This window comes from Polaromonas sp., assembly GCF_012927455.1.
In the GTDB taxonomy this organism is placed as follows: Bacteria; Pseudomonadota; Gammaproteobacteria; order Burkholderiales; family Burkholderiaceae_C; genus Polaromonas.
This window is the reverse complement of record NZ_JABBPE010000017.1, coordinates 14,647-40,900: the sequence shown is the minus strand read 5'-3', so window position 1 is coordinate 40,900 and position 26,254 is coordinate 14,647. Positions and strand designations below refer to the sequence as shown.

Below are 26,254 nucleotides of genomic sequence, written 5' to 3'. Positions count from 1 at the left end.
ATCCCGGCTTTGTCGCCTATGCTGCGCTATCAAAGCAATAGCGCTCGTAAGTCGTTGATTTATATGGATTCTTTAAATTGCTTTTTTTCCGGGCATTTTAGAAAAAGCGTTTGATTACAAGGCCTCACGGCGGCCCGAGGCTAGCTATCAACAAAGTTATCCACAGAAAATCTGGAAATCTGTAAAGCAGTGAAAAATCAACGACTTAGCGGATTCTCTGGATGTACTTTTGAAGAAGTACCTCTAACTGGCTTCCTGCGATGAGTTTCTGGCTCCAGGTGGTGGTGGCCACGCCCGCGCACAGCGCCATCGCCGGACCGCTGACCTACCGCAGTGAGTCGCCGCTTCTGGCCGGCACTTTAGTGCGTGTGCCTTTGGGCCGGCGCGAAGTGCTGGGCGTGGTGTGGGAAAACCTGCCCGACAGTGGCGAGCTGCCCGAGTTGCAAATCCGCCACATCGCCAGCGTGCTCGACGGCCTTCCCCCCTTGTCGGCGACGTGGCGAAAACTCGTGACCTTTAGCGCCGGCTACTACCAGCGCTCGCTCGGCGAGGTGGCGCTGGCCGCGCTGCCACCGCAGTTGCGCGACCTCAGCAGCGTGCAGCTGGCGCGCCGCCTGAAACGCCCCATGGGGGACACCAGCTGCGCCCCGGACACTACTGATTTGATAGCGCTTAGCGCCCAGCAGGCAAGCGCTCTGGCCCAATTTGATGCGGAAAGCAGCGGCGCCAGCCGGCCTGCCCTGCTGTTTGGCGCCACCGGCAGCGGCAAGACCGAGGTGTATCTGCGCGCCGCCGCCCAGGTGCTGGCGCAAGACCCCGGCGCGCAGGTGCTGGTCATGGTCCCCGAGATCAACCTGACACCGCAATTGCAGGCGCGCTTCGAAGCCCGCTTTGCCCACCTCGGGCGCGAGCGCGTGGTCTCGCTGCACAGCGGCCTGAGCCCGGCGCAGCGTTTGAAAAGCTGGCTGGCTGCCCATTCGGGTCTGGCCCGGCTGGTTCTGGGCACGCGCATGGCGGTGCTGGCTTCGCTGCCCAATTTGCAGCTGCTGGTGGTCGATGAAGAACACGACCCGAGCTACAAGCAGCAAGAAGGCGCGCGCTACTCGGCGCGCGACCTGGCGGTCTACCGCGCCCGGCTGGAGACCAGCGCAGGACACGAAGCGACCAGCTTGGCGGCTCAAAGTGCGGGGGTAGTGGCAGGAGGAGTTCCAACCCAACAGAGGCCGCAGAACCGGCTTAGCCAAGCCGCAGGCGCAGCGCCTCCCGGGGGGGGCAGCGCAGTACGCGAAGCGACAAGCGTGGGGGTCAAAACTTGCCGCGTGCTGCTCGGTTCGGCCACGCCCTCGCTGGAAAGCTGGCAGGCGACGATCACTGGCAAGTACCAGCGGCTGACGATGGGGGATCGGATTGGTGTGGCTCCCACGCTCCCCGCTGCGCGTGGTTCGCTGCCTTTGCAGGGCGCCACGCCGCCAGAGGCGGCGCATCTGCAGGCTGTCCAAGGCCGCGCAGGCGGACTCGGAGCCGCAGCCTTCAGCCCCGAGGAGGCCGCTGCGCCTGCAGCCCGGCAAAGCCGGTTCTGCGGCCCTGGCTTGAATAGTCCCGCTGCGGGCACGGCTGCAGATTCCACCACGCACACGCTTGCCGTGGCGGGCCAATTGCCAACGGTCAAAAGAGTGGACATGAACCACCAGCCCAAGCACTGCGTCATCGCGCCGCCGTTGCTGGCGGCGATTGGCGAGCGCGTGGCGCGCGGCGAGCAGTCACTGATTTTCCTGAACCGGCGCGGCTATGCGCCGGTTCTGGCCTGCCACGACTGCGACTGGAAAAGCGAGTGCCCGCATTGCAGCGCCTACCGGGTGTTTCACAAGATTGACCGCTCGCTGCGCTGTCACCACTGCGGCTTCACCGAGCGCGTGCCGCGCGCCTGCCCGGGCTGCGGCAACATCGACATTGCGCCGGTCGGGCGCGGCACCGAGCGGCTTGAAGAACACCTGGGCGAGCTGCTGGCGGGCGTCAGCCGGCCCGACGGCGGCGCCGTGCGCATCACCCGCATCGACGCCGACAGCACCCGGCTCAAGGGCACGCTGGAAGCGCAACTGGCCAGCGTGCACGCTGGCGAGGTCGACGTACTGGTCGGCACGCAAATGATTGCCAAGGGCCACGACTTTCGCCACATCACGCTGGTGGCCGCCATCAACCCCGACGGCGCGCTGTTTTCCAGCGACTTTCGCGCGCCCGAGCGCTTGTTCAGCCTGCTGATGCAGGCCGGCGGCCGGGCCGGCCGCGACGCCCGGCACAGCGCGGCCAGCGAAATGTGGGTGCAAACCTTTCACCCCGAGCATCCGCTGTTCGCCGCGCTGCGCCAGCACGACTACCCGGCTTTTGCCGCGCAGCAGCTGGCCGAACGCCACGCCGCCGGCCTGTCGCCCTTCGGCTTTTCAGCGCTGGTGCGCGCCGAAGCGAAGGCGCAGGAGGTGGCCCAGGGCTTTCTGAACGCCGCCGCAGCCGCCGCCCCAGCGCAGCTACCGGGCCAGAGCCAAGTCAGTTGCTACCCGGCCGTGCCCATGACGATACAGCGCGTCGCCAATATCGAGCGCGCGCAGATGCTGGTGGAAAGCCCCTCGCGCGCGGCCTTGCAGCGCTTTCTGGCGGCCTGGCAGCCGGTGCTGTTTGAAACGCGCAAGCAAGGCGAATTCAAAAGCCTGGTGCGTTGGGCGATTGACGTCGATCCGCTGGTTATTTAAGACGCCAATATGGCCGCCAGCCCATGCTGTACGGGCGTGACCAGCTACGTATTTTGTAGCAAAGGAGGTGCCCTGCGGCTTCGCGCATACTTCGGTGCACCATGGCCAGCGCGCCCCGCAACACCCCCACCAAGAAAAGCCGCCCAGCCGCCCGAGCGGCGGCCCCGGCTAAACCGCGCGCCAAGAAGCCGCCAGGCACAGCACATACGCCGCGCAGCCACCACTACCACGTCTATGTGATCGAATTGTCCGACGAGGTGTGGAACGCCGGCCGCTTTCGCCGTGCCAACCCGGACTACCAGCTCGGCCAGCCCTTCGTTTACGTCGGCATGACGGGGCTGGACCCGGACGTGCGTTTTGACAAGCACAAGGCCGGCATCCAGTCCAACGTGTATGTGCTCAAGCACGGCATCCGCCTGCTGCCCGGGCTGTACCGCATGTACAACCCGATGCCCTATGAAGGGGCGCGCGACATGGAAGTCGAGCTGGGCATTGCGCTGCGGGAGCTGGGCTATGGTGTGTGGCAGGCCTAACTCCGTTTCCAGATCATCCGTGCACCTTGATGGCTTTGCTTAACCCACGCCTTTTGCTATTAAAACTATAGCTGCTAGCGCCCATGCCTACTGGGTTATAGGCTTATTTAATGCCTATATTCGACACCGGGTGCAAAGGCCGGGTGCGCCGGGCGATGGGCGCGTCTTGCGTCTTCATGGCGCTGCGCGGGTGCCGCGCGCCGCAGCCGCCCGGGCAATGTCCGGCGGCAGGCGCTTGAGCAGCCAGCGGATGGCCAGCGGCACCAACACCAGATCATCGACGATGCCGATCACCGGCAACACGTCGGGGATGAGGTCAATCGGCGAGAGCACGTACAGCACGATCAGCGCGGTGCCCAGCTTCAGCCAGCCCGGTGCGCTCGGGTGGCGCAGCGCAAACCACAACTGCCGGGCGTCACCGCGCAGCACCGCCCAAAGCAGAGTCAAGCGTTTCAGTTTGAACATGGCGGTTTCCTTGCTTGTCGGCTCCGGTGGATCCGTGTCCAGTAGAAATGACGCCGGCCGTGGCTACTGCAAGGGCTGGTGTACGGACGTTACATTTTTCTTTTTAACAAAGGCTGGGCTTGAAAGTACAGCGCCAACGCCGGCGGAAAACTCAAACCAGCAAGGCCACCGCGCCCGAAAAGCTGAAAAACACCAGCATCGTTGACAGCAGAATGATCCGCGCGATGGGCCCGTTGCCGGCGCCAAAGCGCTCGGCCAGTAGGGCGACGTTGCTGGCGCTGGGCAACGCGGCCAGCCGCAGCACTACGGTTAGCGCAAACGCTCCAGCGGCACGCCGAGTGCCATCGCGCCCAGCCCGACGCCGCCCAGGACGTTCAATGCAGTCATGTCGGTTCAATATCCTCAAATCCGGCTGCGAAATCCGGAAACGGTCAGAATTGTCTAACTGTCAATGCCGCCATAGCGCCTATACCAGGTTGGGTCTTGCGGGCATTCAAACGAGCTAGCCAATCACCTATCGAGACCCAAATATGGAAGACAACGAGCGCTGCTGCGGTAGCGGTACCTGCATCATTGATGCTCAGGGGCACTGCTGGTGTGGCCAGCAGTGGGACGGAGAAAAAATGTGCCGGCCCAGCCAGGGCGGTGCGCCGTTTTCCACGCCCAAATGCGCCGCACAATCAGAAAGCAAAACCCCATGACCGCGACAGCACTTAAGAGCCCAACCCCGTGGGCACAGGGGCTCGGCTACGGCGGCTTGATTCCGTTTGTAGGCCTCGCATTGGCTACCTGGTTGCTGGACCCGACAGACAGTGCCGGCAGTAGTACTGCGTTGCTGGGGTACGGCGCAACCATTCTGAGCTTTCTGGGGGCTATTCACTGGGGCTTCGCCATGCGCGATGCGTCTGCGCAGACCAGGAGTTTGTTGGTGTGGGGAGTGATACCCAGCCTGGTTGCCTGGGTTGCGCTACTCGTCAACCCGATAGCCGGTCTGTACTTGATTGCTACAGGATTGTGGGCCTGCTTTGCGGTGGATCGGGTGGTGTACCCCCGCGTTGGAGTGCACACGTGGTTACCGATGCGGCTGGTGCTCACCCTGGTTGCCAGTCTTTCCTGTGTTGCGGGTGCGATGGGAGTGATGCGGTGAATGAGCTGCAGTTGAATGCCAACTTTGCGCAGCGTTGCGCAGTCGACAGCAATACCCTGCCCTGGATGACATCACCGTCACCGCTGGTGCACCGTCGCTTGCTCGAACGTAACGGCGGCGAAGTGGCGCGCGCAACCTCTGTGGTCCGCTACGCCGCTGGTGCCCGCTTCGATTCCCACAGGCACGACCTGGGCGAAGAAATTCTGGTGCTGGAGGGCACGTTGAGTGACGAATCGGGTGTCTATGGCCCAGGCACCTACATCAAGAATCCGCCGGGCTCTGCGCATGCGCCTTTTTCGGAAGGTGGCTGCACCCTGTTCGTGAAACTGCGCCACCTGGACCCGCAGGACCAAGAGCGCGTGGTCGTGCCGACCCGGCAAGCACAGTGGCGCCAGGGTCTGGTGCCGGGGCTCAGCGTATTGCCCCTTGATGAGTTCGGCACCTGTCACACCGCCATGGTCCGGTGGGCGCCTGACACCTATTTCAACCCCCATCGGCATTGCGGTGGCGAAGAAATTTTTGTGGTGGAAGGCGTCTTCTCGGATGAGCACGGCGACTACCCGCAAGGCAGCTGGCTGCGCAGCCCCCACCTGAGCCAGCACCAGCCATTCAGCCGCAAAGGCTGCTTGATACTGGTAAAAACGGGGCATCTTCTGAATGCGTAGCCTTGACGCAGCCATGCCACTGCTCACCGACGCGGACATCTCCCGCATCGTGGAAATGGCCTGGGAAGATCGCACCGCATTCGAGGCGATTGAGGTGCAGTTCGGTTTGAATGAGTCGGCCGTCATTGCGCTCATGCGGCTTCAGATGAAGCCTTCGTCCTTCAGGATGTGGCGCAAACGTATGGCTGGCCGAGTGACCAAGCACGCTGCGCTGCGCGGTACCAAGCTGCTGCGCCATCGCGCAACCCAGACACGTCAGTAAGCTGCGCTTTTGTGATGACGCATCAACGCGCTTTGGTTTGGTTTAAGCGGGATCTGCGTATGCACGACCACGCGCCGTTGGTCGCTGCACAGGCCTACATCGATGCGCTGGCGCTGTTTGTCATCGAACCCGAATGGCTGCAAAGCCCGGACTGCGACGCCAGCCATGTGGACTTTGCGCTGGGTTGTCTGAACGAACTGCGCGCCGCCCTGGCGTTGCGGGGCATGCCGCTGCTGGTGAGGGTAGGCTCTGCCGTGCCGGTGCTGGCGCAACTGCACGCGGAGTTTGGATTCGCGCAACTGCTTAGCCATGAAGAGACTGGCCCTGGCTGGTCTTACACGCGCGATGTGCAGGTGGGCGCGTGGTGCCAGTCGCATCAAGTCGCGTGGCAGGAATTTACCCAGACCGGTGTGGTGCGCCGCTTGCGCAGCCGCTCCGGCTGGGCCGGGCGCTGGCAGGCGCGCATGGATGCGCCCTTGCAATTGCTGGACGGCGGATTCAACGCCGCCGCGCCAATAGACCAACCCGAACTGCCCACACTCGCCAGCCTGGGCTTGGCGTCGCACGGTAAAACCTTGCAAGCTCCGGGTGAGAAAGTCGCACGGCTCACACTCAAAACATTTCTGCAAGAGCGCGGCTATGACTACCGCAGGGCACTGTCCAGCCCGCTCACCGCGCAAGAGGGGTGTAGCCGCCTGAGCCCGCACCTGGCCTTTGGAACGCTGTCGATGCGCACGGTGCATCAGGCCACCGAGGTCGCCATTGCCAACACGCCCGACCGTGCCATGGCTTACGCGCTGCGTGCCTTCGCAGGGCGGCTGCGCTGGCACTGCCATTTCATGCAAAAGCTGGAAGACGAGCCGGACATTGAATTTCACAACTTTGCGCGCGTCTGCGATGGCCTGCGGGAAGACGACTTTAACGACGCAAACTTTGCCGCGTGGTGCGAAGGCCGCACTGGCTTCCCGATGGTGGATGCGTGCATGCGTTCTCTGGTTGCAACCGGTTGGCTCAACTTTCGCATGCGGGCCATGCTGGTGAGTTTTGCCAGCTACCACCTGTGGCTGCACTGGCGCCAGCCGGGTTTGTTTTTGGCACGCCAATTTCTGGACTTTGAGCCCGGCATCCACTGGAGCCAGATGCAGATGCAAAGCGGCACCACCGGCATCAACACGCTGCGCATGTATTCCCCCACAAAACAGGCCCAAGACCAGGACCCCGAGGGCTTGTTCATCCGCCGCTGGGTGCCTGAGCTGGCGCGGGTTCCACTGCCTTATTTGGCTGAGCCCTGGAAAATGGACATTAGCGTGCAGCGCATGGCGGCTTGTGTCATCGGGCGCGACTACCCCGCGCCCGTTGTGGATGACAAGGTGGCGATAAAGGCCGCCAAGGACCGGATGTATGGATTGCGGCAAAGCCAAGAAGCGCGCGAGGAAGCGGGAGCCGTTCAGGCCCGCCATGGGTCGCGCAAAAGCGGCCTGCCATCGTCCGGGCAGCGGCGTAAAGCTTCCGCACAGCGCGCGGCCAAGGCGCCTGTGCCACCAACTTCGCAAGGCGATCTGTTCTCTTGAGCCCCACGATGAAAAACGATTTCAAAGGCAACAAACAATCCCTGCCCAGCAAGCTGTGCCAGGTGTGTGGCCGCAGCATGACCTGGCGCAAAGCCTGGGCCAAGAACTGGGACTCGGTGTTGTACTGCTCGGACGCCTGCCGAGCCAAAAAAAACGAAAAGGTCAAACATGGCTAAAGCCAAAGCAAGTTCCACGTCGCTGCCTGCCAAGGTGCGCCATCTCGTCATCGTTTTGGGCGACCAGCTTGATGAGCAGTCCACCGCGTTAAAGGACTTTGACGCGTCCCAAGATGTTGTCTGGATGGCCGAGGTGGCAGAGGAGTCCACCCACGTCTGGTCGGCCAAGCAGCGCATTGCGGTGTTTTTAAGCGCCATGCGCCACTTTGCCGAACACCTGCGCACGCAAAAGATGCCAGTGCACTACACCCGGCTGGACGATGTGGGCAACCTGGGCTCGCTGCCCCTGGAACTTGGCAAGGCGATAGCGCAGTTGCAACCGGCAGCGCTGATCCTTGCGGCCCCGGGCGACTGGCGCGTGCTGCAAAGCGTGCGCGCCGTGGCAACGCAGCACCAGCTGACTCTGGACTTGCGCGATGACACACATTTCTTCAGCACCGTGCGCGAGTTCGCGGCGCATGCAAAAGACCGCAAGCAACTGCGTCTGGAGTACTGGTACCGCGAGCTGCGGCGCGAACACGGCATCCTGATGGAGGGGAAAGAACCGGTGGGCGGGCAATGGAACTTTGATGCCGACAACCGTGAATCCTTTGGCAAGGCGGGGCCGCAGAACGTGCCGTCGCCAACCCGCTTTGCCCCGGATGCCACCACGCAGGAAGTGATCGCGCTGGTCAACACCCAATTTGCCAGCCACCCGGGTACGCTGCACAGCTTTGGCTGGCCGGTCACCCGCGTCCAGGCCTTGAAAGCCCTGCAAACTTTTATTGCACAACGCTTGCCGCTCTTTGGCCAGTATGAAGACGCCATGTGGTCGGGCGAGGCGTGGCTCTACCACTCCCACCTGAGCAGCGCGCTCAACCTCAAGCTCCTGAATCCGCGCGAGGTGGTTCAAGCCGCCGAAGAAGCCTTGCGGGCGGGAGACGCGCCGCTGGCGGCGGTGGAGGGCTTTGTCCGGCAAATTCTGGGCTGGCGCGAGTTTGTGCGCGGAATTTACTGGACGCAGATGCCCAGCTACCTGGAACGCAATGCGCTGGATGCACAGGCTGCGCTGCCCGCGTGGTACTGGACCGGCAAAACCGACATGGCCTGCTTGAAAGATGCCATTACCCAAACCCTGGAACACGGCTACGCCCACCACATTCAGCGGCTGATGGTGACCGGGCTGTATGCCCTGCTGCTGGGCGTGAAACCGCAGGCGGTGCATGCCTGGTACCTCAGTGTCTATGTTGATGCCGTCGAGTGGGTGGAGCTTCCCAACACTCTGGGCATGAGTCAGTTTGGCGATGGCGGGCTGATGGCCAGCAAGCCCTATGTGGCCAGCGGAAAATACATCCAGCGCATGAGCAACCACTGCAAAGGCTGCCAATACGACCCGGCGCAATCCACCGGCGCAACGGCCTGCCCGTACACCACGCTGTACTGGGACTTTTTGATTCGCCACGAAAGTCTGCTCAAAAAAAACCCGCGCATGGCCATGCAACTAAAAAACCTGGCGCGGCTAGATGTACCGGCGCGCGACGCCATCACCACCCAAGCGACCGCACACCGCCATGCCCAACTTTGAACCCACCCGGCGGGCCGCCCAAGCGCGCCTGGCGGCGGTGCAACCCAATGACTATGCCCGCACCCGCAATGCGCTCGATGGTGCAGTCACCAGGCTGTCGCCCTACCTGACCCACGGTTTTCTGAGCCTGACCGAGGTGTTTGCCGCCGTACAAGCGCGCCATCCGCTGCACGCCCAACACAAGTTCGTGTTCGAGCTGGGCTGGCGCGCCTACTTTCGGCATGTGTGGGCGCAACTGGGCGACGGCATCTGCCAATCGCTGCACCCCGGGTTGCTGCCCGACGATGCCTACCACTACGAAATGCCCGTCGATGTGCTTGAGGCCCGCACCGGCATTCCCGCCATCGATCTGGCGGTACGCGAGCTATACACCACGGGCTATCTGCACAACCATGCCCGCATGTGGCTGGCCAGCTATTTGGTGCACCTGCGCAAGGTGCACTGGCATACCGCTGGGCAGTGGATGCTGGGCCACCTGCTTGATGGCGATGTCGCCAGCAACTCTCTGAGCTGGCAGTGGGTGGCAGGCACCGGCAGCAGCAAACCCTATTTGTTTAATGCCGGCAATGTGGCCAAGTTCGCACCCTCTGACTGGCACAGTCCTGGTACGGTGCTGGACACCAGCTACGAAACCATGGACCGGTTTGCCCGCGACACCAGACCCATCATCAACAAGCAAGATGCACGTCATGCAGGTTCAGGATTGGACGAGCCAGCCCGACGGGTGACGCCACCGCCCCACACAGGGTGGTCACCACCGGACAGCGCTGTAGTGTGCGGCCGCGATGTCTGGCTGCTACACCCCTGGTCGCTGGGCGCTGCCCAAGACCACTTGCCGGTGGATGCCGTGCGTATCGGTGTGGGCTTTGACGCCTGCCATGCCGCCACACCGTGGAGCGAACGCCGCTGGAACTTTGTCACCCAGGGTCTGAGGACTCAAACAGAAAATCTTTGGTGGGGCAGCGTGGAACACATGGCACTCGCACTACAAACTGCCAGGTCGGTGCAATGGCAATCAGACCCGCATGTGGATCCTGCGCTTGAACAGCTTCGCAACCAGTTGAGTGTCGCAAGGCTTATGTCTGCAGCGCCCTACAGGCCGCTTTGCCTGTTCGACCCCGTCAATATGTACTGCCGAAGCTTTTCTGACTGGTGGAAACGAACTCAGATAAGCAGGGCACCCGACACCAGAAATTTTTGAACGACCGGTGACTTGAAATCAATTGGGTTGCCGGTAAGCCGCCACCGACGATCGGCAAAAAACGCTGCAATCCAGTCCTTGACGCGGAAATCGGGACCGACTGCAAGGTGCATTCCCGCCGCTCCAATTTAATCAAGCCGGGAATATGGCTGCAAATAACTCTTAATGCCGAACGGGACCGCCAACGCCAGCGGAAGACTCAAGTCAGCAAGGCGACCGCCGCCGAAAAGCTGAAAAACGCCAGCACCGTTGACAGCAAAATAATGCGCGCGATGCGCCCGTTGTCTGCGCCAAAGCGCTCGGCCAGCATGGCGACGTTGCTGGCGCTCGGCAACGCGGCCACCAGCACCACCACGGTCAGCGCAAAGCGCTCCAGCCTCAAGCCGAGCGCGATGGCGCCCAGCCCGACGCCGCCCACCAGCAGCGGGTGAACGATCAGTTTTATAAGCGCTACAGGCACGTAGCGCCCGTACGGCGTGCTCGACGTGCTATTGATTTGAGAGCGCGCAAGCACCGCGCCAATCGTGAACAGCGCCACCGGCGAGGCGGCATCGGCCAGCAGGCTGAGCGTGTCCATGACAGGTTTGGGCAGCGCAAAACCCAGGCTAGACGCCAGCGCGCCCAAGGCAATGGCCCACGGCAGCGGATTGGCCAGCACGCCCTTGAGTGCCAGCCGCGCGGCCCGGGCAGTGCCATGCTCGTCAGCGCCATCGAGCCGCGACAGCGCAATGCACAGCGAGGAGGTCGCCAGCATGTCGATGACGATGGTCGCGATGGCCGGCCCGGCCGCCTGCGCGCCGAGCAGCGCGACCAGCAGCGGCACGCCCATGAAGCCGGTGTTGGGAAAAGCGGCCACCAGCGCGCCAAACGACGCGTCGTTCCAGCCGATGCTTCCCCTGCGCGTGAGCCAGATGGTCAGGCCGACCATCAGCAGCGCGCAAAGCAAATAGACCGCGATCAGGCTGGCGTCGAGCAGCTGCGCAATCGGCGTGCTGGCGCCAAAACGGTAGAGCATGCACGGCAGCGCGAAATACAGCACAAAGGTGTTAAGCCCGGGAATCGCGGCCAACGGCAGCAAGGCGCGTCGGGCGGCAACGTAGCCGCACAGCACCAGCGCAAAGAAGGGAAAAGTGATCAGGAGGATGCTTAACACAGCGCGTATTGTCACTGGCGGCACTTGCAAAGCAGCGAATCGCTATGATTCCCGCTCGCCTGCCTGATTGTCTGCGCGCCATTGCGCTTGCCTTTTCCAGCATTGCTTCCGTTTCCTCCCCCCGGTAATCCACCCGCATGTCTTCTCCTCCGCCCGTGTCATCGGCCGCGCCATCTGCGGGCGCCGGACTCAACCTGGCCCAGCAGGAAGCTGTCAACTACCTGCACGGCCCCTGCCTGGTGCTGGCCGGTGCCGGTACCGGCAAAACGCGGGTGATCACGCACAAGATTGGCCGGCTGATCCAGTCCGGGCTCAAGCCGGAGCAGATCGCCGCCATCACCTTTACCAACAAGGCCGCCGCCGAAATGCGCGAGCGCGCCAAAAGCCTGATCGGCAAGCCGGCGCGCGGCGTGCTGATCTGCACCTTTCACGCGCTGGGTGTGCGCATGCTGCGCCAGGACGGCGCGGCGCTGGGGCTGAAGCAGCAGTTCTCGATTCTGGACAGCGACGATGTGAGCAGCATCTTGAAAGACGCCGGCGGCAGCACCGACGCGGCCACGGTGCGGCAGTGGCAGTGGGCCATCAGCCGCTGGAAGAACATGGGACTGAACGCGGCGCAGGCGGGCGCCCAGGCCAGCGGCGATGAAGAGCGGCTGCTGGCGCGCATCATGGCGCATTACGAAGAGCGCCTGAGCGCCTACCAGAGCGTTGACTTTGACGACCTGATAGGCCTGCCTTTGAAGCTGCTGCAAGAGCACGAGGCGGTACGCAACAAATGGCAGGCGGCGCTGGGCCATGTGCTGGTCGACGAGTACCAGGACACCAACGCCACGCAGTATGAAGTGCTGAAGCTGCTGGTCGGGCCCAGCGGCCGCTTCACGGCCGTCGGCGACGACGACCAGTCGATTTATGGCTGGCGCGGCGCAACGCTGGACAACCTGAAGAAGCTGCCGCTGGACTACCCGACGCTCAAGGTGGTGAAGCTGGAGCAGAACTACCGCTCGACCAGCGCGATCTTGCGCGCCGCCAACAATGTGATCGGCCCGAATCCCAAGCTGTTCCCGAAAACGCTGTTCAGCGAACTGGGCGAGGGCGAGCCGGTGCGCGTGGTCGATTGCGACAGCGAAGAGCATGAGGCCGAGCGCGTGGTGGCGCGCATTCAGAGCCTGCGCCTAGGGGCCGAACTGCAGGCGGCGGGCAGCCAGTTCAAGGAGTGGAAAGACTTTTGCGTGCTGTACCGTGCCAACCACCTGGCCAAGCCCTTTGAAAAAGCTTTTCGCAAGGCGCAAATACCGTACAAGGTATCGGGCGGGCAAAGCTTTTTTGACCGCGCCGAGATCAAGGACCTGTGCAGCTGGATGGTGCTGCTGGTCAACAACGACAACAACCCGGCCTTCATCCGGTCGGTCAAAACGCCCAAGCGCGGCATTGGCCACACCACGCTGGGCGCGCTGAGCGCCTTTGCCGACACCTACAAGCTGAGCCTGTTTGAATCGCTGTTCAGCAACTCGCTGGGCTCGGTGCTGCCGGCCAAGGCAGTCGGCTCGCTGCAGGAGTTTGGCCGCTATCTGAACGACCTGGAATACCGCGCCAAACGCTGCGTGGGCTTTGAGGCCGCGCGCCTTTTTCTGACTGACTGGCTGAAGGAAATCGATTACGAAAAGCACCTGTATGACGGCGAGGAAAGTGAAAAGGTCGCGGCTGCGCGCTGGAGCAATGTGATGGATTTTTGCGACTGGGTGGCGCAGCGCTGCGGCGGGCAGATCACCGATGCCGCTGGCGCGACGGTGGAAAGAGAAAGCAAGACCATGCTTGAAATGGTGCAGACGATTGCCCTGCTGTCGACCATTAGCGAACGCGAGGGCGAACAGAACGTGGTGACGCTGTCGACGCTGCACGCCGCCAAGGGGCTGGAGTGGCCGCATGTGGTGCTGGCCGGTGTGAATGAAGGCCTGCTGCCCTTCAAGCTGGAAGACGACGACGGCAGCAACACGGAAAACCTGGCGCAACGCCTGCAGGAAGAGCGCCGCCTGATGTATGTGGGCATCACGCGCGCCCAGCGCACGCTGGCCGTGAACTGGCTGCGCAAGCGTAAGAAAGGCCGCGACATGATTGCCGGCGTACCGAGCCGCTTTATTGCCGAAATGGCGCTGGACCAGGCCACCGTCAAGGAAGACCCGCGCGAGAAACTCAAGGCCTTGCGCGCCGAATTTGCCAAAAAATCAGCCGAAACATTGGCTGCGGCGGCGGCTGCGCAAGGGCGCTAGCACTGCCAGCCCTGCTGGCGTTACCGGCGGCTGGGTGGGCGCGCTGCCTTATTGAGTTTGCCCGCGCCTGCGCCTTGGCCAGCGCAATAAGGTTGTAACCATTTTTGGCACGGCGCGAATCGCGTGGTGCGCCGGAATTGACGCGCCAGCTCACCCCCCGTCGTTCACCGCGAACCCGGGTGTGCCGCCTTCGGCCCAGAGCGGTGCAGCTCCAGAAACCAGCGCCAGGACTGCTAGACATTGACGAAAATTGATGCTGCGCCGCTGGCAGCAGGAAGCAAGCCCCAGCCAATATCGAAGTTACAGAAAATTGCAACAGGCTGAGTTTGCTGGTAAGCGAACTTGATAAGCACTGGATTCGTGCGATAGTGCGCAATCACAACAGCTTGCGCAGCGCTTCGATCAGTTTCAGCGCTTGTCTGCTGAATCCCTCACTCAACCTTGCACCGGCTTCCTGCCTACGCGTAGCTCAGCCCCAAACGGGCAGAGCCTGCCGACCGGACCGCCTAATCGCCTGATCCAGGCTGGACCTCCTATTTGCCCATGCCTCAGAATTTTTTTCGTTCTGCTCTATTTTTTATAGCTGCCAGCGCCCTTGCTACCTGGGCTAGCGCCCAAAACACAGCCAAAACAGCATGTCCGCCGGATCAAACCATCAAAGCTGAACAGCTGCATGGCCGCTGGGCCGTGCGTTTTGCCCGACCTCCGGCAGGGCTGCCGGCACGCGCCACCATGCTGCTGGAGCGGCACGCCGAATTTACTGAAAGCCTGGCCGGCACGGTCAGCCGCGAGCTTGGCAAAAAAGCGGGCACGCAAACGCCAGCCGGCCATGCCGCAAAAGCCGCGCTGGCCGGTGACCTGGAAGAAGGCATGCTGCTGCTGGACGAGTCGTCTGACAACATCAGCATCACCGGCACCTGGAATGGCGAAATGGTCGAGGGTTCGTGCGGCAAGGTGTTTCAGGGCACCTGGAAAGACACCAGCCCCGACGCCCCTGATGACGCGCCCGACGTGCCCTTCACACTCACCAAACTTCCCTAAAAAAATCGACCGCAGGTAGCCAGCAGCTTGAACGCGTCGACTACCCGTCATTCCCCCTTCGTCCCTACTGACCTCTGGTCGACACTATGAATCCGCGACTCTTGACCCCACTGGTGCCCCGCCTTGGCCTGCGCCCGCTTTGCACCCACTTGCTTTGCGCCGGCCTGCTGGCCGCTGGCTTGGCCCAAGCGCAAAGCAGCCCTGCGGCGACGCCCGTTGGCAGCGCCACCAGCCTCGACTGGCAAGCTTGCCAGACGCTGAAAAGCGACCCGGCGGGGCAACTGGCCTGCTTCCAGCGCTGGGCCGATGCCCAGACCTCGCCCGACAAGCTCGCGCCTTCGCTGACCACCGCCCCGGCCAATCCGGCCACCGGACAACCCGCTACTCAGGTGCTGTTGTTGCCTACTTTGAACACCGAGGCACCCGACGGCAAACCGGTGGGTTGCAAAGACAGCACGTACTCCGAACTGTCGAAGTTCTGGGAACTGCAGCGCGGCACCGATTGCGACAACTTTGGTCTGCGCGGCTACCGGCCGACCACGCTGGCCGTGATCGCATCGAGCAGCGTGAACGAGCAGCCCACCTCCGACGCGGACGGGCACTCAGCGCTGAAAGCACTGCCCTACAACCGCACCGAAACCCGGATTCAGCTGTCGGTGCGCACCAAGGTCGCCAAGGGCTTGCTTAAAAGCGGCTCGCAGAACGACGACGACCACGATTCAGTGTGGATTGGCTACACCCAGCAGAGCTACTGGCAGCTGTTTAATGCCGACCTGTCGCGGCCGTTTCGCGTGACCGACCACGAACCCGAGGCCCTCTACATTTACCCGCATCAGATCGCGCTGCCCGGTGGCTGGGTCTACCGGCTGTCGGGCCTGGGGATGGTGCACCAGTCCAACGGCCAGGGGCTGCCGCTGTCACGCAGCTGGAACCGCATTTACCTGATGGGCGCGGCGGAAAAGGTATTGAGCCGCGATTCCGGCCTGACTCTGCAGGGCCGCATCTGGGACCGACTGCCCGAGCGGTCGGGCGATGATGACAACCCCGGCATCGAAAACTATGTGGGTCGCGCCGAGCTTTCCGGCAACTGGCAGATCAGTAAATCCAACTCTGTCGGCGTCACGCTGCGCCATTCGCTGCGCAGCATCTCCCGTGGCTCGGCGCGCCTGGACTGGACGATGGCACCGACCTCGTCGCCAAGCTACACCGGCCTGCGCTACCACCTGCAGCTGTTCAGCGGCTACGGCGACAGCCTGCTGGACTACAACCGAAGGCGCCATGTGCTGAGCGTCGGCCTGAGCCTTGTCGACTGGTAGCCCCACCTTGCGGAGCCCGCTATTTGCTATTTTTTTGATAGCTGCTTGCGCATATGGATAAAGGGCTAGAGCCTCATTTCATCATTAACCCGGCAGACGGGCGCGGCCGGCCTGCGCCCGCCACGGCGGCGCACGTCAAGCGTCACGCCAGCGCTGTTGGCCTTAAGCTGTGCGAATGAGTTACCAACTGTTTTGCGCAGGCCCTCGGCTGCGCGCGCCGCGCCGGCCATGACGGAGCCGTCCGACTTCATCGCCGGCAGCATCATCGTCGGCCTGCTGCTGATCGCCATGACGCTGGCCGGCTCCTTCATTGCCCGCCTGCCGCTGAGCGCGGCCATGCTCTACCTGATCGCCGGCGTCGCCATCGGGCCGCTGGGCCTGGGTCTGCTCAAGCTCGACGCCATCAAAAACGTGGTGCTGCTGGAGCGACTGACCGAAGTAGCCGTGCTTATCTCGCTGTTCACTGCCGGCATGAAGCTGGAACTGCCGCTGAAGGACTGGCGCTGGCGCATTCCGGTGCAACTGGCCACGCTGTCCATGCTGGTCACGGTAGGCGCCGTCACTGCGCTGGGCGTGTTTGCGCTGGATTTGCCGGTGGGCGCGGCGGTGCTGCTGGGCGCGATTTTGGCGCCTACCGATCCGGTGCTGGCCTCGGACGTGCAGGTGTCCAACCCGGGCGACCGCGACCGCCTGCGCTTTGGCCTGACCGGCGAAGGCGGGCTGAACGACGGCACGGCCTTTCCCTTTGTCATGCTGGGCCTGGGTCTGCTGGGCCTGCATGAGTTGGGCGAAGGCGGCTGGCGCTGGTGGGCGGTCGATGTGCTGTGGGCCGTGGCGGGCGGCTTGGCTCTGGGCTATTTGCTGGGCACGCTGGTGGGCCGCGCCATCATCTATCTGCGCATGCGGCATCGCGAGGCGCTGGGCTCGGACGAATTCATTGCGCTGGGGCTGATCGCCCTGACCTACGGGCTGGCGCTGCTCACCCTCACCTATGGGTTTTTGGCGGTATTTGCCGCCGGGCTGGCGCTGCGCCGCATCGACGAATCGAAACCGCAGCCGCTGACCGAACCGGCCGCGGAACTCAGCGAATCAGAGCGAGAAGCGACGGGCGCCGAGGCGCCGGCGCACATGATGAACGCGGTGCAGCGCTTTAACAGCCAGTTGGAGAGCTTCGTCGAGGTCGGCATTGTGCTGGCCGTCGGCGTGCTGGTGGCCAGCGTGAAGTTTCGCAGCGAGGTGCTGTGGTTCATCCCGGTGCTGTTCCTGCTGATTCGCCCGCTGGCGGTGTATATAGGCCTGCTAGGCACACCGGTCAGGGGCGCGCAACGCCGCCTGATCGCCTGGTTCGGCATTCGCGGCATTGGCTCGCTGTACTACCTGCTGTACGCCATCAGCCACCACATCAAACCCGCACTGGCCGAGCGCCTGTTGTCCCTGACCCTCGCCGTGGTGGTGGCCTCGGTGATTGCGCACGGCATCTCGGTCACGCCGCTGATGAAGCGCTACGAGGCGCGCAAGCCGAAGGCCCGTGGTCCGCGGGCTGGGGCGGATGGACCGTAGGGAGGCGGAAATGGCGGCTCTCTTGGGCTTACCTGCCACAAAAACCATCAGCGCCGCGCAAGGCCACAGTTCTAGCGACAGTGTCGCGAAGCCACTTGTCTGAACGCTGGCGCGGTTTGCTGCCTTATTGCAAAGAATTATTTAGCGTTTTCAGGTAGCGTGCTTATTGGGCTAGCGGGGGGTTCCCTGAGTGCAGGCTTATTAACGCCTCAGTTAAGTTCGTACTTACGCCGAAGATGCTCTGAAAGTTGAGCAACGCGCTGGCTCACTGTAATATTTCCATCATCCCCATCCGCCTCAAACCGTGCGCTTTCAATTATCTGAAGATGGAGATAGAGGCGTCCATTTACTTTCATGGCGTGACCACCAGGAAACGTCACAGTAAGAAAACCATCGCCTTCATCAGACGGATCTGGCACTGGTGCAACCCGTGCACCGGTTAGAACATTCTCAGCATAGTCTGGCGAAGCGCTGTGATGTCCAGGCAAGAACTGCTCTAGCTGCTGCAATGCGCTGACGATTCGCTGGGCTGTAGTATTCATAAATGTCCTGTTTGATGAGCGGCAATGGTACCGCTTCTCCCCGGCCGCTCAGAGCTGTGCAACTCACGGCTGGGGCGGGCGCGGCTTGGAATAAGTCCGTAGGACGTACTCGGAGACGTCCGCTATGTCCTGATTGGGCAGTATCTGTTGCCCAACGGGCATATGGCCAGGACCGCGCGAAACTGCCGAGAATAACGAAAACCCGCTGACAGACTTGACGAAATCGGCGTCACGAAAGCTTCGAGGATTAATCGAGCCCATCTGCGCGGGGCTGCCGCGCCCATCGCCTTTTTCCCCGTGACACGATTGGCAACTGGCCGAATAAATCGATTGTCCGCGTGACGCGTTGGGCGTGAGGCCGTACGGATAATCCACCGTCTTGACTGTCTCCGCGGAATGGTCATGGCCGGCGTGGACCTGGGCTTTCGGCGCCAACTTTCCGTCCATGAACGTGACAATGACGTAGTCCACCACCGACTCGATCTGCTGGGGGCTAAGGTTGTCTTTGAACGCTATCATGCCCGTGCGCTTTCCCTTTTTTCGCGTGCCCTTATTGAGCACCTCGATCATGTGGGCGCGCGACAACTCTTGCCGCGTTTCTTTAGAGGTGAAATTTTTCGGTGGAGGTTCGAGTACGAAATCTCCGAGGCCCTTGCCGTCGCCTTTCGCGCCGTGGCATGACGAACAATAGTGCCGGTAGAGGGCTTCAGGCTCGTCAGCGCTCAAGTGGCTTTTCCAGGTCTGAGCCCCTGCCGGCCCAACGGCAAACCAAGATGAGAGCAACAGGAATGCGGCTGCCAAATGGATTTTCCTGCGCGCAATGGATACGAATTTATTCGGGTGCATGATATTTCTTTCAATGAAACCAACCCGGTAGTTGCGTTCGCCAGAGCATTTGCAAGAAGCGGTACAACTCAACCCATTAGCGCCGTTGACAGCTGGTTGACACATCACAAAAAAAAACGGGTTACGCATGAAACGTAACCCGTTAATTTAATTAAGAACTTTGGTGGCCTGGGGCGGAATCGAACCACCGACACAAGGATTTTCAATCCTCTGCTCTACCGACTGAGCTACCGGGCCTGAGCGGCAAATTATATATCAGCGGCGAGCGTCTTCGACGCAGTGAAGGCTTGATGTTCAAACGGCGCGCTTGCCGCGCGTGAGATCGACGCCGAGCTGCTTGAGCTTGCGGTACAGATGGGTGCGCTCCAGGCCGGTCTTTTCAGCCACCCGGGTCATGGAGCCACCTTCTTTGGCGAGGTGAAATTCGAAGTAGGCTTTCTCAAATTCGTCACGTGCGTCTCGCAGAGGTTTTTCCAGCAGAAAGCTCTGCGTGGCCTGCGGGCCCAAATCCACCGGCACAGGCAAGATGCCGCCGGTCATGATGGACTCGACGGTGAGGTCGGTCGGGTGCAGTGCGGCGTTCAGGCTCAGGGGTTTGCGCGCTGCCGTTCGGGTCAGGCCTTGCTCCACGGCCTTGAGCAATTTTTGCAGCGTGATGGGCTTTTCCAGAAAGGCCATGGCGCCAATCTTGGTGGCCTCTACCGCAGTGTCTATGGTGGCGTGGCCGCTCATCATGATCACGGGCATGGTGAGCAGTCCGCTGGAAGACCACTCCTTGAGCAGCGTCACGCCATCGGTGTCGGGCATCCAGATGTCGAGCAGTACCAGGTCTGGCCGGGCGCGGCTGCGGGCGGCGCGGGCTTGCGCGGCGTTTTCCGCCAGCTCGATCTGATGGCCTTCGTCATTGAGAATTTCGGAGAGGAGGTCGCGTATGCCCAGCTCGTCGTCGACCACCAGAATGTTTGCCATGATTGAATTGTTGCCCTGCCGTTTATTGCCGATGTTTTGGTCGGATGTGGAGTGTTACTGAATGTTCTGACGGGTGCGTGGCGCAGTACGCTGCTATGCCACTACCGCGAATGATAACGATACTTGCGCGCCCTCTATTTTTCCCTCTGCCATGCGGTTGGAAATGTCGATGCGCGCACTGTGTTCGTCGGCAATTTTTTTGACCACTGCCAGGCCCAGTCCAGTGCCTTTGACCTTGGTCGTCACGTAAGGCTCGAAGGCACGTTTGAGAATGTGCTCGGGGAAGCCGCTGCCGTTGTCGCGCACGCTCAGGCGCACGCGTCTGGAGGTTTCTGAGTAGTCGGTTTTCAACGTGATGCGGCCAGCGTCTTTGCCTTCCAGGGCGTCCTGTGCGTTTTGCAGCAGGTTGTGAATGATCTGGCGCAGCTGCGCGGCGTCGCCCTGAATATGCGGGGCATTGCCATCGAGCTCGGTGTAAATGGGCAGCAATGCGTGGTCGCCGCTGGTGTCATGGAGGTAGAGCTGCAGCACTTCGCTGATGAGCGCATTGAGGTCCAGCGGCTTGAGCTCGGCAGCGGGCAGGCGGGCGTAGTCGCGAAATTCGTTGACCAGCCGCTTCATGGCGTCAACCTGGTCGACGATGGTTTTGACGGACTTGGTGAGCAGCGCCTGCTCGGGCGCGCCGACCTTGCCGGTGAGCTTCATCTCAAGGCGCTCGGCGGAAAGCTGAATGGGCGTCAGCGGGTTCTTGATTTCGTGCGCGAGGCGGCGCGCCACTTCGCCCCAGGCCTGCGCGCGCTGGGCAGAAACCATTTCTGAGATGTCATCGAACACCAGCAAAAACTCTTCGGTGCCTGGCATTTTGGCGCCGCGCGCAATCAGCGTGACGGCGTTATCGGGTGCGCCCGGCATGGCGGCATTGAGCTGAAACGACTGCTGCCAGTGCTCCAGCCCTCGCGCTGCATTTTCACCGAGATAGTCCGCAAACTGCGCCTGGACATCCTTGCCAAACAGCTCCAGACCAGGCACTTCGCCCAGCGCTTTGCCGTGGTATGCAGCCAGCGGCGCGCGCAGTATGCGGGTGGCGCCAGGATTGCTGGACTGGATGCGGCCGCCCATGTCCAGCACGATCACGCCGGCGGTGAGATTGTCCAGGATGGTCTGCAGGTTGGCGCGCGCGGCGTCGACCTGGCTCATGCTTTGCTGCACGGCTGAGCGGGCATCGGCCAGCTGCTGCGTCATGTCGGCAAACGAACGCGTCAGCCCGCCAAGCTCGTCTTTACCCTGCAGCGCGGCCTTGGGCGTGAGGTCGCCCAGCGCTACCTGGCGCACGCCTTCGGCCAGTACCAGCAAGGGCTTGGCCAGCTGGTTGCCCAACAGCACGGCCAGCAACACCGCGCCGAACACGGCCAGAAAAAGGCTGAGCGTGAGTGTGCCTATGTACATTCGGCGCAAGCCGCCACGCGCCAGCGCGCGTTCCTGGTATTCGCGGTTGGCTTCCTGAACGGCGATGGCGTTGGCCACCAAGGCGGCGGGCAGTGCGTCGGTCACCTGCAAAAAGCGCGACTCCCCCAGCACCTTGGCGCTGGAGTTGTTGACCACGGCTATGGCTTTAACGCGTGGCGCCCGGCCGGCTGCATTGGCAGCAGCTGGAGGGCCCGTACCGTTACCGGCCGCCAGCGTGCCCTTGCCGCCGGGCACGACTTCTTCCAGGCCTTCGATCTGCGTGATGACGCGCTGGGCGCGGGCGCTGCGCAGTTGCTGCACCGACGGGCGTTCGGGATTGATCAAAAACCGCGATTCGCCAGCACTGGCGATCATCTGACCGGACGCGCTCCAGAGCACCACGTCGTTGACATTCAGCTGGTCGCGCAGGCGCTCCAGTGCCAGGCCAGCCGAGGCATCGGGGGTCTCTGACAATTGCGTGGCAGCCTGCCGCGTTCGGTTGGCCAGGTCTATGGCTAAAGTGTCTAACGTGGCGCGCCCCAAGCTCAGGCCCGCCGCCAGAGCGCCTTCAACCTCCACGTCAAACCAGCTCTCAATGGAACGGTTCACGAACTGGTAGGACACGACATAAATCATCAGGCCAGGCAGCAGGCCGACCAGCGCGAAGATGGCTGCCAGCTTGACCAGCAGGCGGCTGCCGAAACGCCCGCGGCGCAGGCGCAGCGCCAGGCGCAGCACAATCCAGCCAATCACCAGCAGCAGCAAAGCGGCGACAGCGACATTGAGCGCAAACAGCAGCGCGTAGTTGCGCTCGTAGAGATCGCGGTTGCCGGTGGCCTGCGTCAGCAGGAACAACAGCACCAGACCGAGCGCCGCCATGGCGCCCACGCCAACGCCTACGGTCCAGCGAAAGGCCCGGCTGCTTTTGATCGATGTCACGTTGGCCGGCTGACTCACTTGGCGCTTTCAGTGCTGGCGGACGGCTCCAGTTTGAGCGGTGCAGTGATCTGTGCGGAAATGTCCCATTCGCGTTGCCCTGCCATGCCGATCTGGAAAGGGCGAGGTAACTGGGACAGATCCAGCCGGAAACTGAATTCAAGCCTGTACGCGGCGTCCCGATCCACTTCCGCAGACTCGGCGATCTTCCAGCGGGCGACGCGCTGGATCGCCGACAGCGCTTCGGCCAGGGTGTCGTGGTTTTGATTGAGCGTGGCGCGCAGGCCGGCGGAATTGGTGATCAGGCCGGAGGCAATGTTGACACGCCAGCGTCGGGTCAGGGGCTGATAAGCCAGCCGCATGGTGCGGGCGGCGCTGGCTGCCTGCACGTCGGTCCAGTACCAGCGGTAGCGATAGATGTCGGCTTCGACCACAAAGAACATCGGAATTCCCTTGAGCAGCGCGTCTTCCACCACGGGCGGAAGCTCAAATTGGGCCAGCGCAGACAGATAAACGCCGTCATCGGCGCGCTCCAGGCGCAGCTGGGAGAGCTCGGTGGCCAGGGCGGCGCTTTGGACGGCTGCCGCCAACAGCGCGCCCAGGCACCAGCACCACAGGCAGCGCACTATGCTGCGCGTCGCGCAGCCTATCGTTTCAAGGGCTGCGTTTTTCAAGAAGTGCGTAATAGAAACCGTCATGCTCACGCAGCAAATTGTCCGGGAAGACGGCGGCTCCGGCGCTGACTTGGGGCAGTAAATGCCCGGGCGAGGGCATTAATAAGGCATCCGTGTGGTGCGCAACAAACGTTTGTATCTGGATGTCACACTCTGCGCTGAAAACCGAGCAGGTGCAGTACAGCAGGCGCCCGCCGGGTCTGAGCAGGGGCCACAAGGTGGCTAGCAAATGCGCCTGGATGCTGGCAAGTTGGGCGATGTCGGTGGGACGGCGCAACCAGCGCACGTCGGGGTGGCGCCGCACGATGCCCGAGGCGGTGCAAGGCGCATCCAGCAAAATGCCGTCGTAAAACCGACCGTCCCACCAGCTATCAGGCGCGCCGGCGTCACCCACTTTGATGTCGGCCTGCAGGCCCAGGCGCTGCAGGTTTTGCACGATGCGCCCGCAGCGCTTGGCATCGATGTCAAGGGCGGTCACGGCACAATCGCCCAGTTCCAGCAAGTGGGCGGTCTTGCCGCCGGGCGCAGCGCAGGCGTCGAGGATATTCAAGCGGCCATCAGCGGCGCCAGCCGCCAGCCCCTCCAGCAGCAAAGGCGCGGCCAGTTGGGCGGCGGCGTCCTGCACTGAAAAATGCCCTTCGGCAAAGCCCGGCAAGGCGCTCACGGGGCGTGCGGCGGCCAGGATAACGCCTTGTTTGCCGACTGGAGACGCTACTATATTAATAGCTGCTAGCGCCCGTAGGTATTGGGCTTGAGTCGTTTTTTGTTCATTTATTCGTAAAATCAGCGGAGCCCGGCTGTTGTTGGCGCGCAAGATCACCTGCCAGTGCGTCGGATGGTCTTTGCGCACCCGGTCTATCCACCATTGCGGGTGGTTCCAGACCGCTTGCGGATTGTTTTCGGTCAAGGCCACCAGAGAATCGCGTTCGCGCAAAAAGCGCCGTAGACAGCCATTGATGAAGCTGGCTTGGTGGCGCGTGCCTTCGCTGCGCTTAGCCGCTTCAACAGCCTGGTCGACCAGGGTGTGGGCGGTGTAGGGCGCGTCCTCGTCGGTCCAGATCAGCGCCAGCGCCACACACAGCAGCGCGTCGACCTCGGGTGGCGGCGGGCGCCGGGCCAGTTGCTGGCGCAGCGCTTCGGCGCGACCGAGCCAGCGCAGTGCATGAAAGCCCAGCGACTGCACGCCGGGGCGCAACGCGGCCTCAACGTCTTCCAGCGCGGGCGTCATCGACTGGCCATCCCTAACGGCCATCAGCAAAGAAGCGGCGCCCTGCAGCTGGCGCCATAAGGGGATTTGTGTGGAGGGGACGGGGGTGGGTTGGTCTGGCATCGGTTTCGTAGCGGCCGGCCGAATCAGGGCCCGCGGTAAAACCGTCCTGAAACGGACGGTGCGGCATCTATTAGACCAGCCCCCGCGCGACGGGCCGCCGACACCTAGTTACAGCAGCATGTCGGCCCAGATGTTGTTGGCCCAACTCAAGGCGTATTCCCCTTCCAGCGAGCTCGGGCCGGCGTTGACACCGCCGGCGCCAGCGACCGCCTTGAAGGTTTTTTCCAGCGCCACGTACTCATGCACGCTGGCCACATGGATCACGTTCTGGTTGTCGACAAAGCTGTAGCAAGTGTTGGTCAGCATGGGGGCGGGATTGACCTCCCAGCCCGCAAGCTGCGCCACGATTGCGGCGGCGGCCACCTTGCCGTGGTTGTTGGCCATGTGACCGCTCTTGGGCATGGCCGGCGCCACCTGGATAGCATCGCCCAGCACATGTACATCCTTGGCGGCAGTGGACTCAAAGCTCAGGAAATTCACGCCGCACCAGCGTTGATCGGCCTGGTTGTTGAGCCCCGCCTGCACGGCGATGGCGCCTGCGCGCATTGCCGGCAAGACGTTCAGCACGCTGGCTTTGACGTCGTCCTGCACATCGAACTTGATGAGGCCGGCTTTCGCATCGACCGCTATGACCCTGTGCTGGCTGCGGTACTCGACGATGCCCGGGTACTGCTCAGCCCAGACCTTTTTGAAGAGCGCGCCTTTGGACGTGACGTCCGGGTTAGCGTCGAGAATCAGCACCTTGCTGCGCGGCTTGGCGGCCTTGAAGTAGCCGGCAATGACGCATGCGCGCTCGTACGGGCCGGGTGGGCAGCGGTACGGCGCCTCGGGAATGGCGATGGCATAAACCCCGCCATCGGGCATGGCCTGCAACTGCTTGCGCAGTAGCGCGGTTTCGGCGCCAGCCTTCCAGGCCTGAAGAATCTGCCCGGAGGCGTTGGCCTCCTGCAGACCGTCAACGCTGTCCCACATCAGCTCAACACCGGGCGACACCACCAGCTTGTCGTAGGCCATGCTGGCGCCGCCTGCCAGCGTGACGGTTTTCTTCGCGGTATCAATGGCGCTGGCGCTGTCGCGAATCAGCCGGATGCCATGGTTTCTGCTCAGGCCCGCATAAGACACGGTGAGATCGCTGAGCTGCTTGGCGCCGCTGAGCACCAGATTGGAAAGCGGGCAGGAGATGAACGCGGCCTGCGGCTCGATCAGCACGACATCGATCTGGTGGCCGGACAGCAGACGCAGGTATTTGGCAGCCGTGGCACCACCGTAGCCCCCGCCGATCACCACCACTGTGGCCTTGGCGGGAATGCCGGACAGCTGACCGCCACTACCTCTACTACCGGCGCATCCGGCCAGGCCCAGCAGACTCCAGGCCGCCGTCGCTTGCAACAAGGTGCGGCGCTGGACGCCTGGGCGATCAGCGCGATGAGGAGTCGTGTTCATGGGATCCGTCCTTCAGGCTTATTTTTTCTGGGCGGCAAAATAGCTGGCGAGCGATTCGATCTGCGCGTCGTTAAAGCCCTTGCCGATCTGCTGCATTACCGTGGCCGGGCGGGCGCCGCTTTTGAAGGCGTTGATCTGCGCGACCAAGTAGGCTTTGTCGAGTCCGGCCAGCGCGGGCACGCGTGAGCCTGGCACCGCCCTGCCCTCGGTGCCGTGGCAGTTGGCGCAGCTGGCGGCCAGGCTGGCGGCGTACAGCGCCTGCTGGCCGCCAGCGCTCTGCGCTTGCGCCAGCGGGCTGAGCGCCACACAGATCACTGACAGCGCGAGGCCGCCCAGGGTTTTGCTTTTCATGAAATCTCCTGAAACTTGCACTATCCACTCAATCAACAAGTGCCCGGCGCCA

At 62.6% G+C, this 26,254-nt stretch carries 23 protein-coding genes, 1 tRNA gene and 1 pseudogene; 13 read left to right on the top strand and 12 right to left on the bottom strand.

Translation table 11 applies throughout. The features are described from left to right. Positions 1-260: 260 nt before the first annotated feature. Both priA and HHJ18_RS18105 read left to right on the top strand, forming a co-directional pair. Positions 261-2,744: a primosomal protein N' gene (gene priA / locus HHJ18_RS18110; RefSeq protein WP_296917464.1), complete on the top strand. Its 2,484-nt coding sequence runs from the start codon at positions 261-263 to the stop codon at positions 2,742-2,744. A 236-nt stretch (positions 2,745-2,980) separates the two neighbouring features. After that, the gene (locus HHJ18_RS18105) at positions 2,981-3,277 is read left to right on the top strand and encodes a hypothetical protein (RefSeq protein WP_296917575.1); all 297 of its coding nucleotides are present in this window, start codon (positions 2,981-2,983) and stop codon (positions 3,275-3,277) included. Positions 3,278-3,451: 174 nt separating this feature from the next. Here HHJ18_RS18105 and HHJ18_RS18100 read toward each other — a convergent pair whose 3' ends face one another. Further along, positions 3,452-3,742: a YkvA family protein gene (locus HHJ18_RS18100; RefSeq protein WP_296917462.1), complete on the bottom strand. Its 291-nt coding sequence runs from the start codon at positions 3,740-3,742 to the stop codon at positions 3,452-3,454. Between the two features lie 151 nt (positions 3,743-3,893). Then, positions 3,894-4,090, bottom strand: a pseudogene (locus HHJ18_RS18095) (AEC family transporter); the annotation flags it as partial. 349 nt (positions 4,091-4,439) lie between these two features. Between HHJ18_RS18095 and HHJ18_RS18090 the strand changes: the two are divergent. The 7 genes from HHJ18_RS18090 to HHJ18_RS18060 are packed head-to-tail and all read left to right on the top strand — an operon-like array spanning position 4,440 to position 10,328. Next, on the top strand, positions 4,440-4,889 hold the full coding sequence (locus tag HHJ18_RS18090; protein WP_296917460.1) for a DUF3429 domain-containing protein: 450 nt from the start codon (positions 4,440-4,442) through the stop codon (positions 4,887-4,889). Between the two features lie 5 nt (positions 4,890-4,894). Continuing rightward, positions 4,895-5,554 carry a cupin domain-containing protein gene (locus HHJ18_RS18085; protein WP_296917573.1) on the top strand — a complete coding sequence of 220 codons (660 nt, stop codon included), beginning with the start codon at positions 4,895-4,897 and terminating at the stop codon, positions 5,552-5,554. Between the two features lie 13 nt (positions 5,555-5,567). After that, complete coding sequence (locus HHJ18_RS18080) at positions 5,568-5,816, top strand: TIGR03643 family protein (RefSeq protein ID WP_296917458.1); 249 nt, start codon at positions 5,568-5,570, stop codon at positions 5,814-5,816. A 14-nt stretch (positions 5,817-5,830) separates the two neighbouring features. Continuing rightward, complete coding sequence (locus tag HHJ18_RS18075) at positions 5,831-7,387, top strand: deoxyribodipyrimidine photo-lyase (protein WP_296917457.1); 1,557 nt, start codon at positions 5,831-5,833, stop codon at positions 7,385-7,387. Between the two features lie 8 nt (positions 7,388-7,395). Continuing rightward, positions 7,396-7,563, top strand: coding sequence for a DUF2256 domain-containing protein (locus HHJ18_RS18070; RefSeq protein ID WP_296917455.1), 168 nt, complete (start codon positions 7,396-7,398; stop codon positions 7,561-7,563). After that, the gene (locus HHJ18_RS18065) at positions 7,556-9,127 is read left to right on the top strand and encodes a cryptochrome/photolyase family protein (RefSeq protein ID WP_296917453.1); all 1,572 of its coding nucleotides are present in this window, start codon (positions 7,556-7,558) and stop codon (positions 9,125-9,127) included. The genes HHJ18_RS18070 and HHJ18_RS18065 overlap by 8 nt, the downstream gene beginning before the upstream one ends. Then, positions 9,114-10,328, top strand: a complete 1,215-nt coding sequence (locus HHJ18_RS18060; protein WP_296917451.1) for an FAD-binding domain-containing protein — start codon at positions 9,114-9,116, stop codon at positions 10,326-10,328. The genes HHJ18_RS18065 and HHJ18_RS18060 overlap by 14 nt, the downstream gene beginning before the upstream one ends. 199 nt (positions 10,329-10,527) lie before the next feature. Here HHJ18_RS18060 and HHJ18_RS18055 read toward each other — a convergent pair whose 3' ends face one another. After that, entirely contained in the window at positions 10,528-11,481 is a 954-nt protein-coding gene (locus HHJ18_RS18055) for an AEC family transporter (RefSeq protein ID WP_296917449.1), read from the bottom strand. Positions 11,482-11,618: 137 nt separating this feature from the next. Here HHJ18_RS18055 and HHJ18_RS18050 point away from each other — a divergent pair, with 137 nt between their 5' ends. The 4 genes from HHJ18_RS18050 (at position 11,619) to HHJ18_RS18035 (ending at position 17,665) form a co-directional block, all read left to right on the top strand. Then, on the top strand, positions 11,619-13,748 hold the full coding sequence (locus tag HHJ18_RS18050; protein ID WP_296917447.1) for an ATP-dependent helicase: 2,130 nt from the start codon (positions 11,619-11,621) through the stop codon (positions 13,746-13,748). A gap of 687 nt (positions 13,749-14,435) precedes the next feature. After that, entirely contained in the window at positions 14,436-14,789 is a 354-nt protein-coding gene (locus HHJ18_RS18045; protein WP_296917445.1) for a hypothetical protein, read from the top strand. Positions 14,790-14,875: 86 nt separating this feature from the next. Beyond that, complete coding sequence (locus HHJ18_RS18040) at positions 14,876-16,105, top strand: phospholipase A (protein ID WP_296917443.1); 1,230 nt, start codon at positions 14,876-14,878, stop codon at positions 16,103-16,105. 228 nt (positions 16,106-16,333) lie between these two features. Further along, positions 16,334-17,665 carry a cation:proton antiporter gene (locus HHJ18_RS18035; protein WP_296917441.1) on the top strand — a complete coding sequence of 444 codons (1,332 nt, stop codon included), beginning with the start codon at positions 16,334-16,336 and terminating at the stop codon, positions 17,663-17,665. A 209-nt stretch (positions 17,666-17,874) separates the two neighbouring features. On the opposite strand, the gene HHJ18_RS18030 is transcribed toward HHJ18_RS18035, so the two are convergent. The 9 genes from HHJ18_RS18030 to HHJ18_RS17990 all read right to left on the bottom strand — a co-directional run bounded on the left by HHJ18_RS18030 (position 17,875) and on the right by HHJ18_RS17990 (position 26,202). Beyond that, the gene (locus tag HHJ18_RS18030) at positions 17,875-18,207 is read right to left on the bottom strand and encodes a hypothetical protein (protein WP_296917439.1); all 333 of its coding nucleotides are present in this window, start codon (positions 18,205-18,207) and stop codon (positions 17,875-17,877) included. A gap of 63 nt (positions 18,208-18,270) precedes the next feature. Then, entirely contained in the window at positions 18,271-19,053 is a 783-nt protein-coding gene (locus HHJ18_RS18025; protein ID WP_296917437.1) for a c-type cytochrome, read from the bottom strand. A 161-nt stretch (positions 19,054-19,214) separates the two neighbouring features. Next, positions 19,215-19,290 (bottom strand) — tRNA-Phe (locus HHJ18_RS18020). A 57-nt stretch (positions 19,291-19,347) separates the two neighbouring features. Then, entirely contained in the window at positions 19,348-20,022 is a 675-nt protein-coding gene (locus HHJ18_RS18015) for a response regulator (protein WP_296917436.1), read from the bottom strand. A 93-nt stretch (positions 20,023-20,115) separates the two neighbouring features. Next, positions 20,116-22,347, bottom strand: a complete 2,232-nt coding sequence (locus HHJ18_RS18010; protein WP_296917571.1) for an ATP-binding protein — start codon at positions 22,345-22,347, stop codon at positions 20,116-20,118. A gap of 74 nt (positions 22,348-22,421) precedes the next feature. Continuing rightward, a complete protein-coding gene (locus HHJ18_RS18005) occupies positions 22,422-23,078 on the bottom strand; it encodes a DUF4390 domain-containing protein (protein WP_296917434.1) in 657 nt (218 codons plus the stop codon). Then, positions 23,059-24,408: a 16S rRNA (cytosine(967)-C(5))-methyltransferase RsmB gene (rsmB, locus tag HHJ18_RS18000; protein WP_296917432.1), complete on the bottom strand. Its 1,350-nt coding sequence runs from the start codon at positions 24,406-24,408 to the stop codon at positions 23,059-23,061. Before rsmB ends, HHJ18_RS18005 begins: the two co-directional genes overlap by 20 nt. 108 nt (positions 24,409-24,516) lie before the next feature. After that, a complete protein-coding gene (locus tag HHJ18_RS17995; RefSeq protein WP_296917430.1) occupies positions 24,517-25,851 on the bottom strand; it encodes an NAD(P)/FAD-dependent oxidoreductase in 1,335 nt (444 codons plus the stop codon). Positions 25,852-25,869: 18 nt separating this feature from the next. Continuing rightward, positions 25,870-26,202: a c-type cytochrome gene (locus HHJ18_RS17990; protein WP_296917428.1), complete on the bottom strand. Its 333-nt coding sequence runs from the start codon at positions 26,200-26,202 to the stop codon at positions 25,870-25,872. Between the last annotated feature and the right edge of the window lie 52 nt (positions 26,203-26,254).

Coding starts and splice junctions, on each gene's coding strand:
- HHJ18_RS18070 (WP_296917455.1), top strand. CDS start 7,396: ATGAAAAACGATTTCAAAGGCAACAAACAATCCCTGCCCAGCAAGCTG.
- HHJ18_RS18100 (WP_296917462.1), bottom strand. CDS start 3,742: ATGTTCAAACTGAAACGCTTGACTCTGCTTTGGGCGGTGCTGCGCGGT.
- HHJ18_RS18050 (WP_296917447.1), top strand. CDS start 11,619: ATGTCTTCTCCTCCGCCCGTGTCATCGGCCGCGCCATCTGCGGGCGCC.
- HHJ18_RS18040 (WP_296917443.1), top strand. CDS start 14,876: ATGAATCCGCGACTCTTGACCCCACTGGTGCCCCGCCTTGGCCTGCGC.
- HHJ18_RS17990 (WP_296917428.1), bottom strand. CDS start 26,202: ATGAAAAGCAAAACCCTGGGCGGCCTCGCGCTGTCAGTGATCTGTGTG.
- priA (WP_296917464.1), top strand. CDS start 261: ATGAGTTTCTGGCTCCAGGTGGTGGTGGCCACGCCCGCGCACAGCGCC.
- HHJ18_RS18060 (WP_296917451.1), top strand. CDS start 9,114: ATGCCCAACTTTGAACCCACCCGGCGGGCCGCCCAAGCGCGCCTGGCG.
- HHJ18_RS18080 (WP_296917458.1), top strand. CDS start 5,568: ATGCCACTGCTCACCGACGCGGACATCTCCCGCATCGTGGAAATGGCC.
- HHJ18_RS17995 (WP_296917430.1), bottom strand. CDS start 25,851: ATGAACACGACTCCTCATCGCGCTGATCGCCCAGGCGTCCAGCGCCGC.
- HHJ18_RS18030 (WP_296917439.1), bottom strand. CDS start 18,207: ATGAATACTACAGCCCAGCGAATCGTCAGCGCATTGCAGCAGCTAGAG.
- rsmB (WP_296917432.1), bottom strand. CDS start 24,408: ATGCCAGACCAACCCACCCCCGTCCCCTCCACACAAATCCCCTTATGG.
- HHJ18_RS18010 (WP_296917571.1), bottom strand. CDS start 22,347: ATGGCGGCGCTCGGTCTGGTGCTGTTGTTCCTGCTGACGCAGGCCACC.
- HHJ18_RS18025 (WP_296917437.1), bottom strand. CDS start 19,053: ATGCACCCGAATAAATTCGTATCCATTGCGCGCAGGAAAATCCATTTG.
- HHJ18_RS18090 (WP_296917460.1), top strand. CDS start 4,440: ATGACCGCGACAGCACTTAAGAGCCCAACCCCGTGGGCACAGGGGCTC.
- HHJ18_RS18035 (WP_296917441.1), top strand. CDS start 16,334: ATGACGGAGCCGTCCGACTTCATCGCCGGCAGCATCATCGTCGGCCTG.
- HHJ18_RS18075 (WP_296917457.1), top strand. CDS start 5,831: ATGACGCATCAACGCGCTTTGGTTTGGTTTAAGCGGGATCTGCGTATG.
- HHJ18_RS18065 (WP_296917453.1), top strand. CDS start 7,556: ATGGCTAAAGCCAAAGCAAGTTCCACGTCGCTGCCTGCCAAGGTGCGC.
- HHJ18_RS18015 (WP_296917436.1), bottom strand. CDS start 20,022: ATGGCAAACATTCTGGTGGTCGACGACGAGCTGGGCATACGCGACCTC.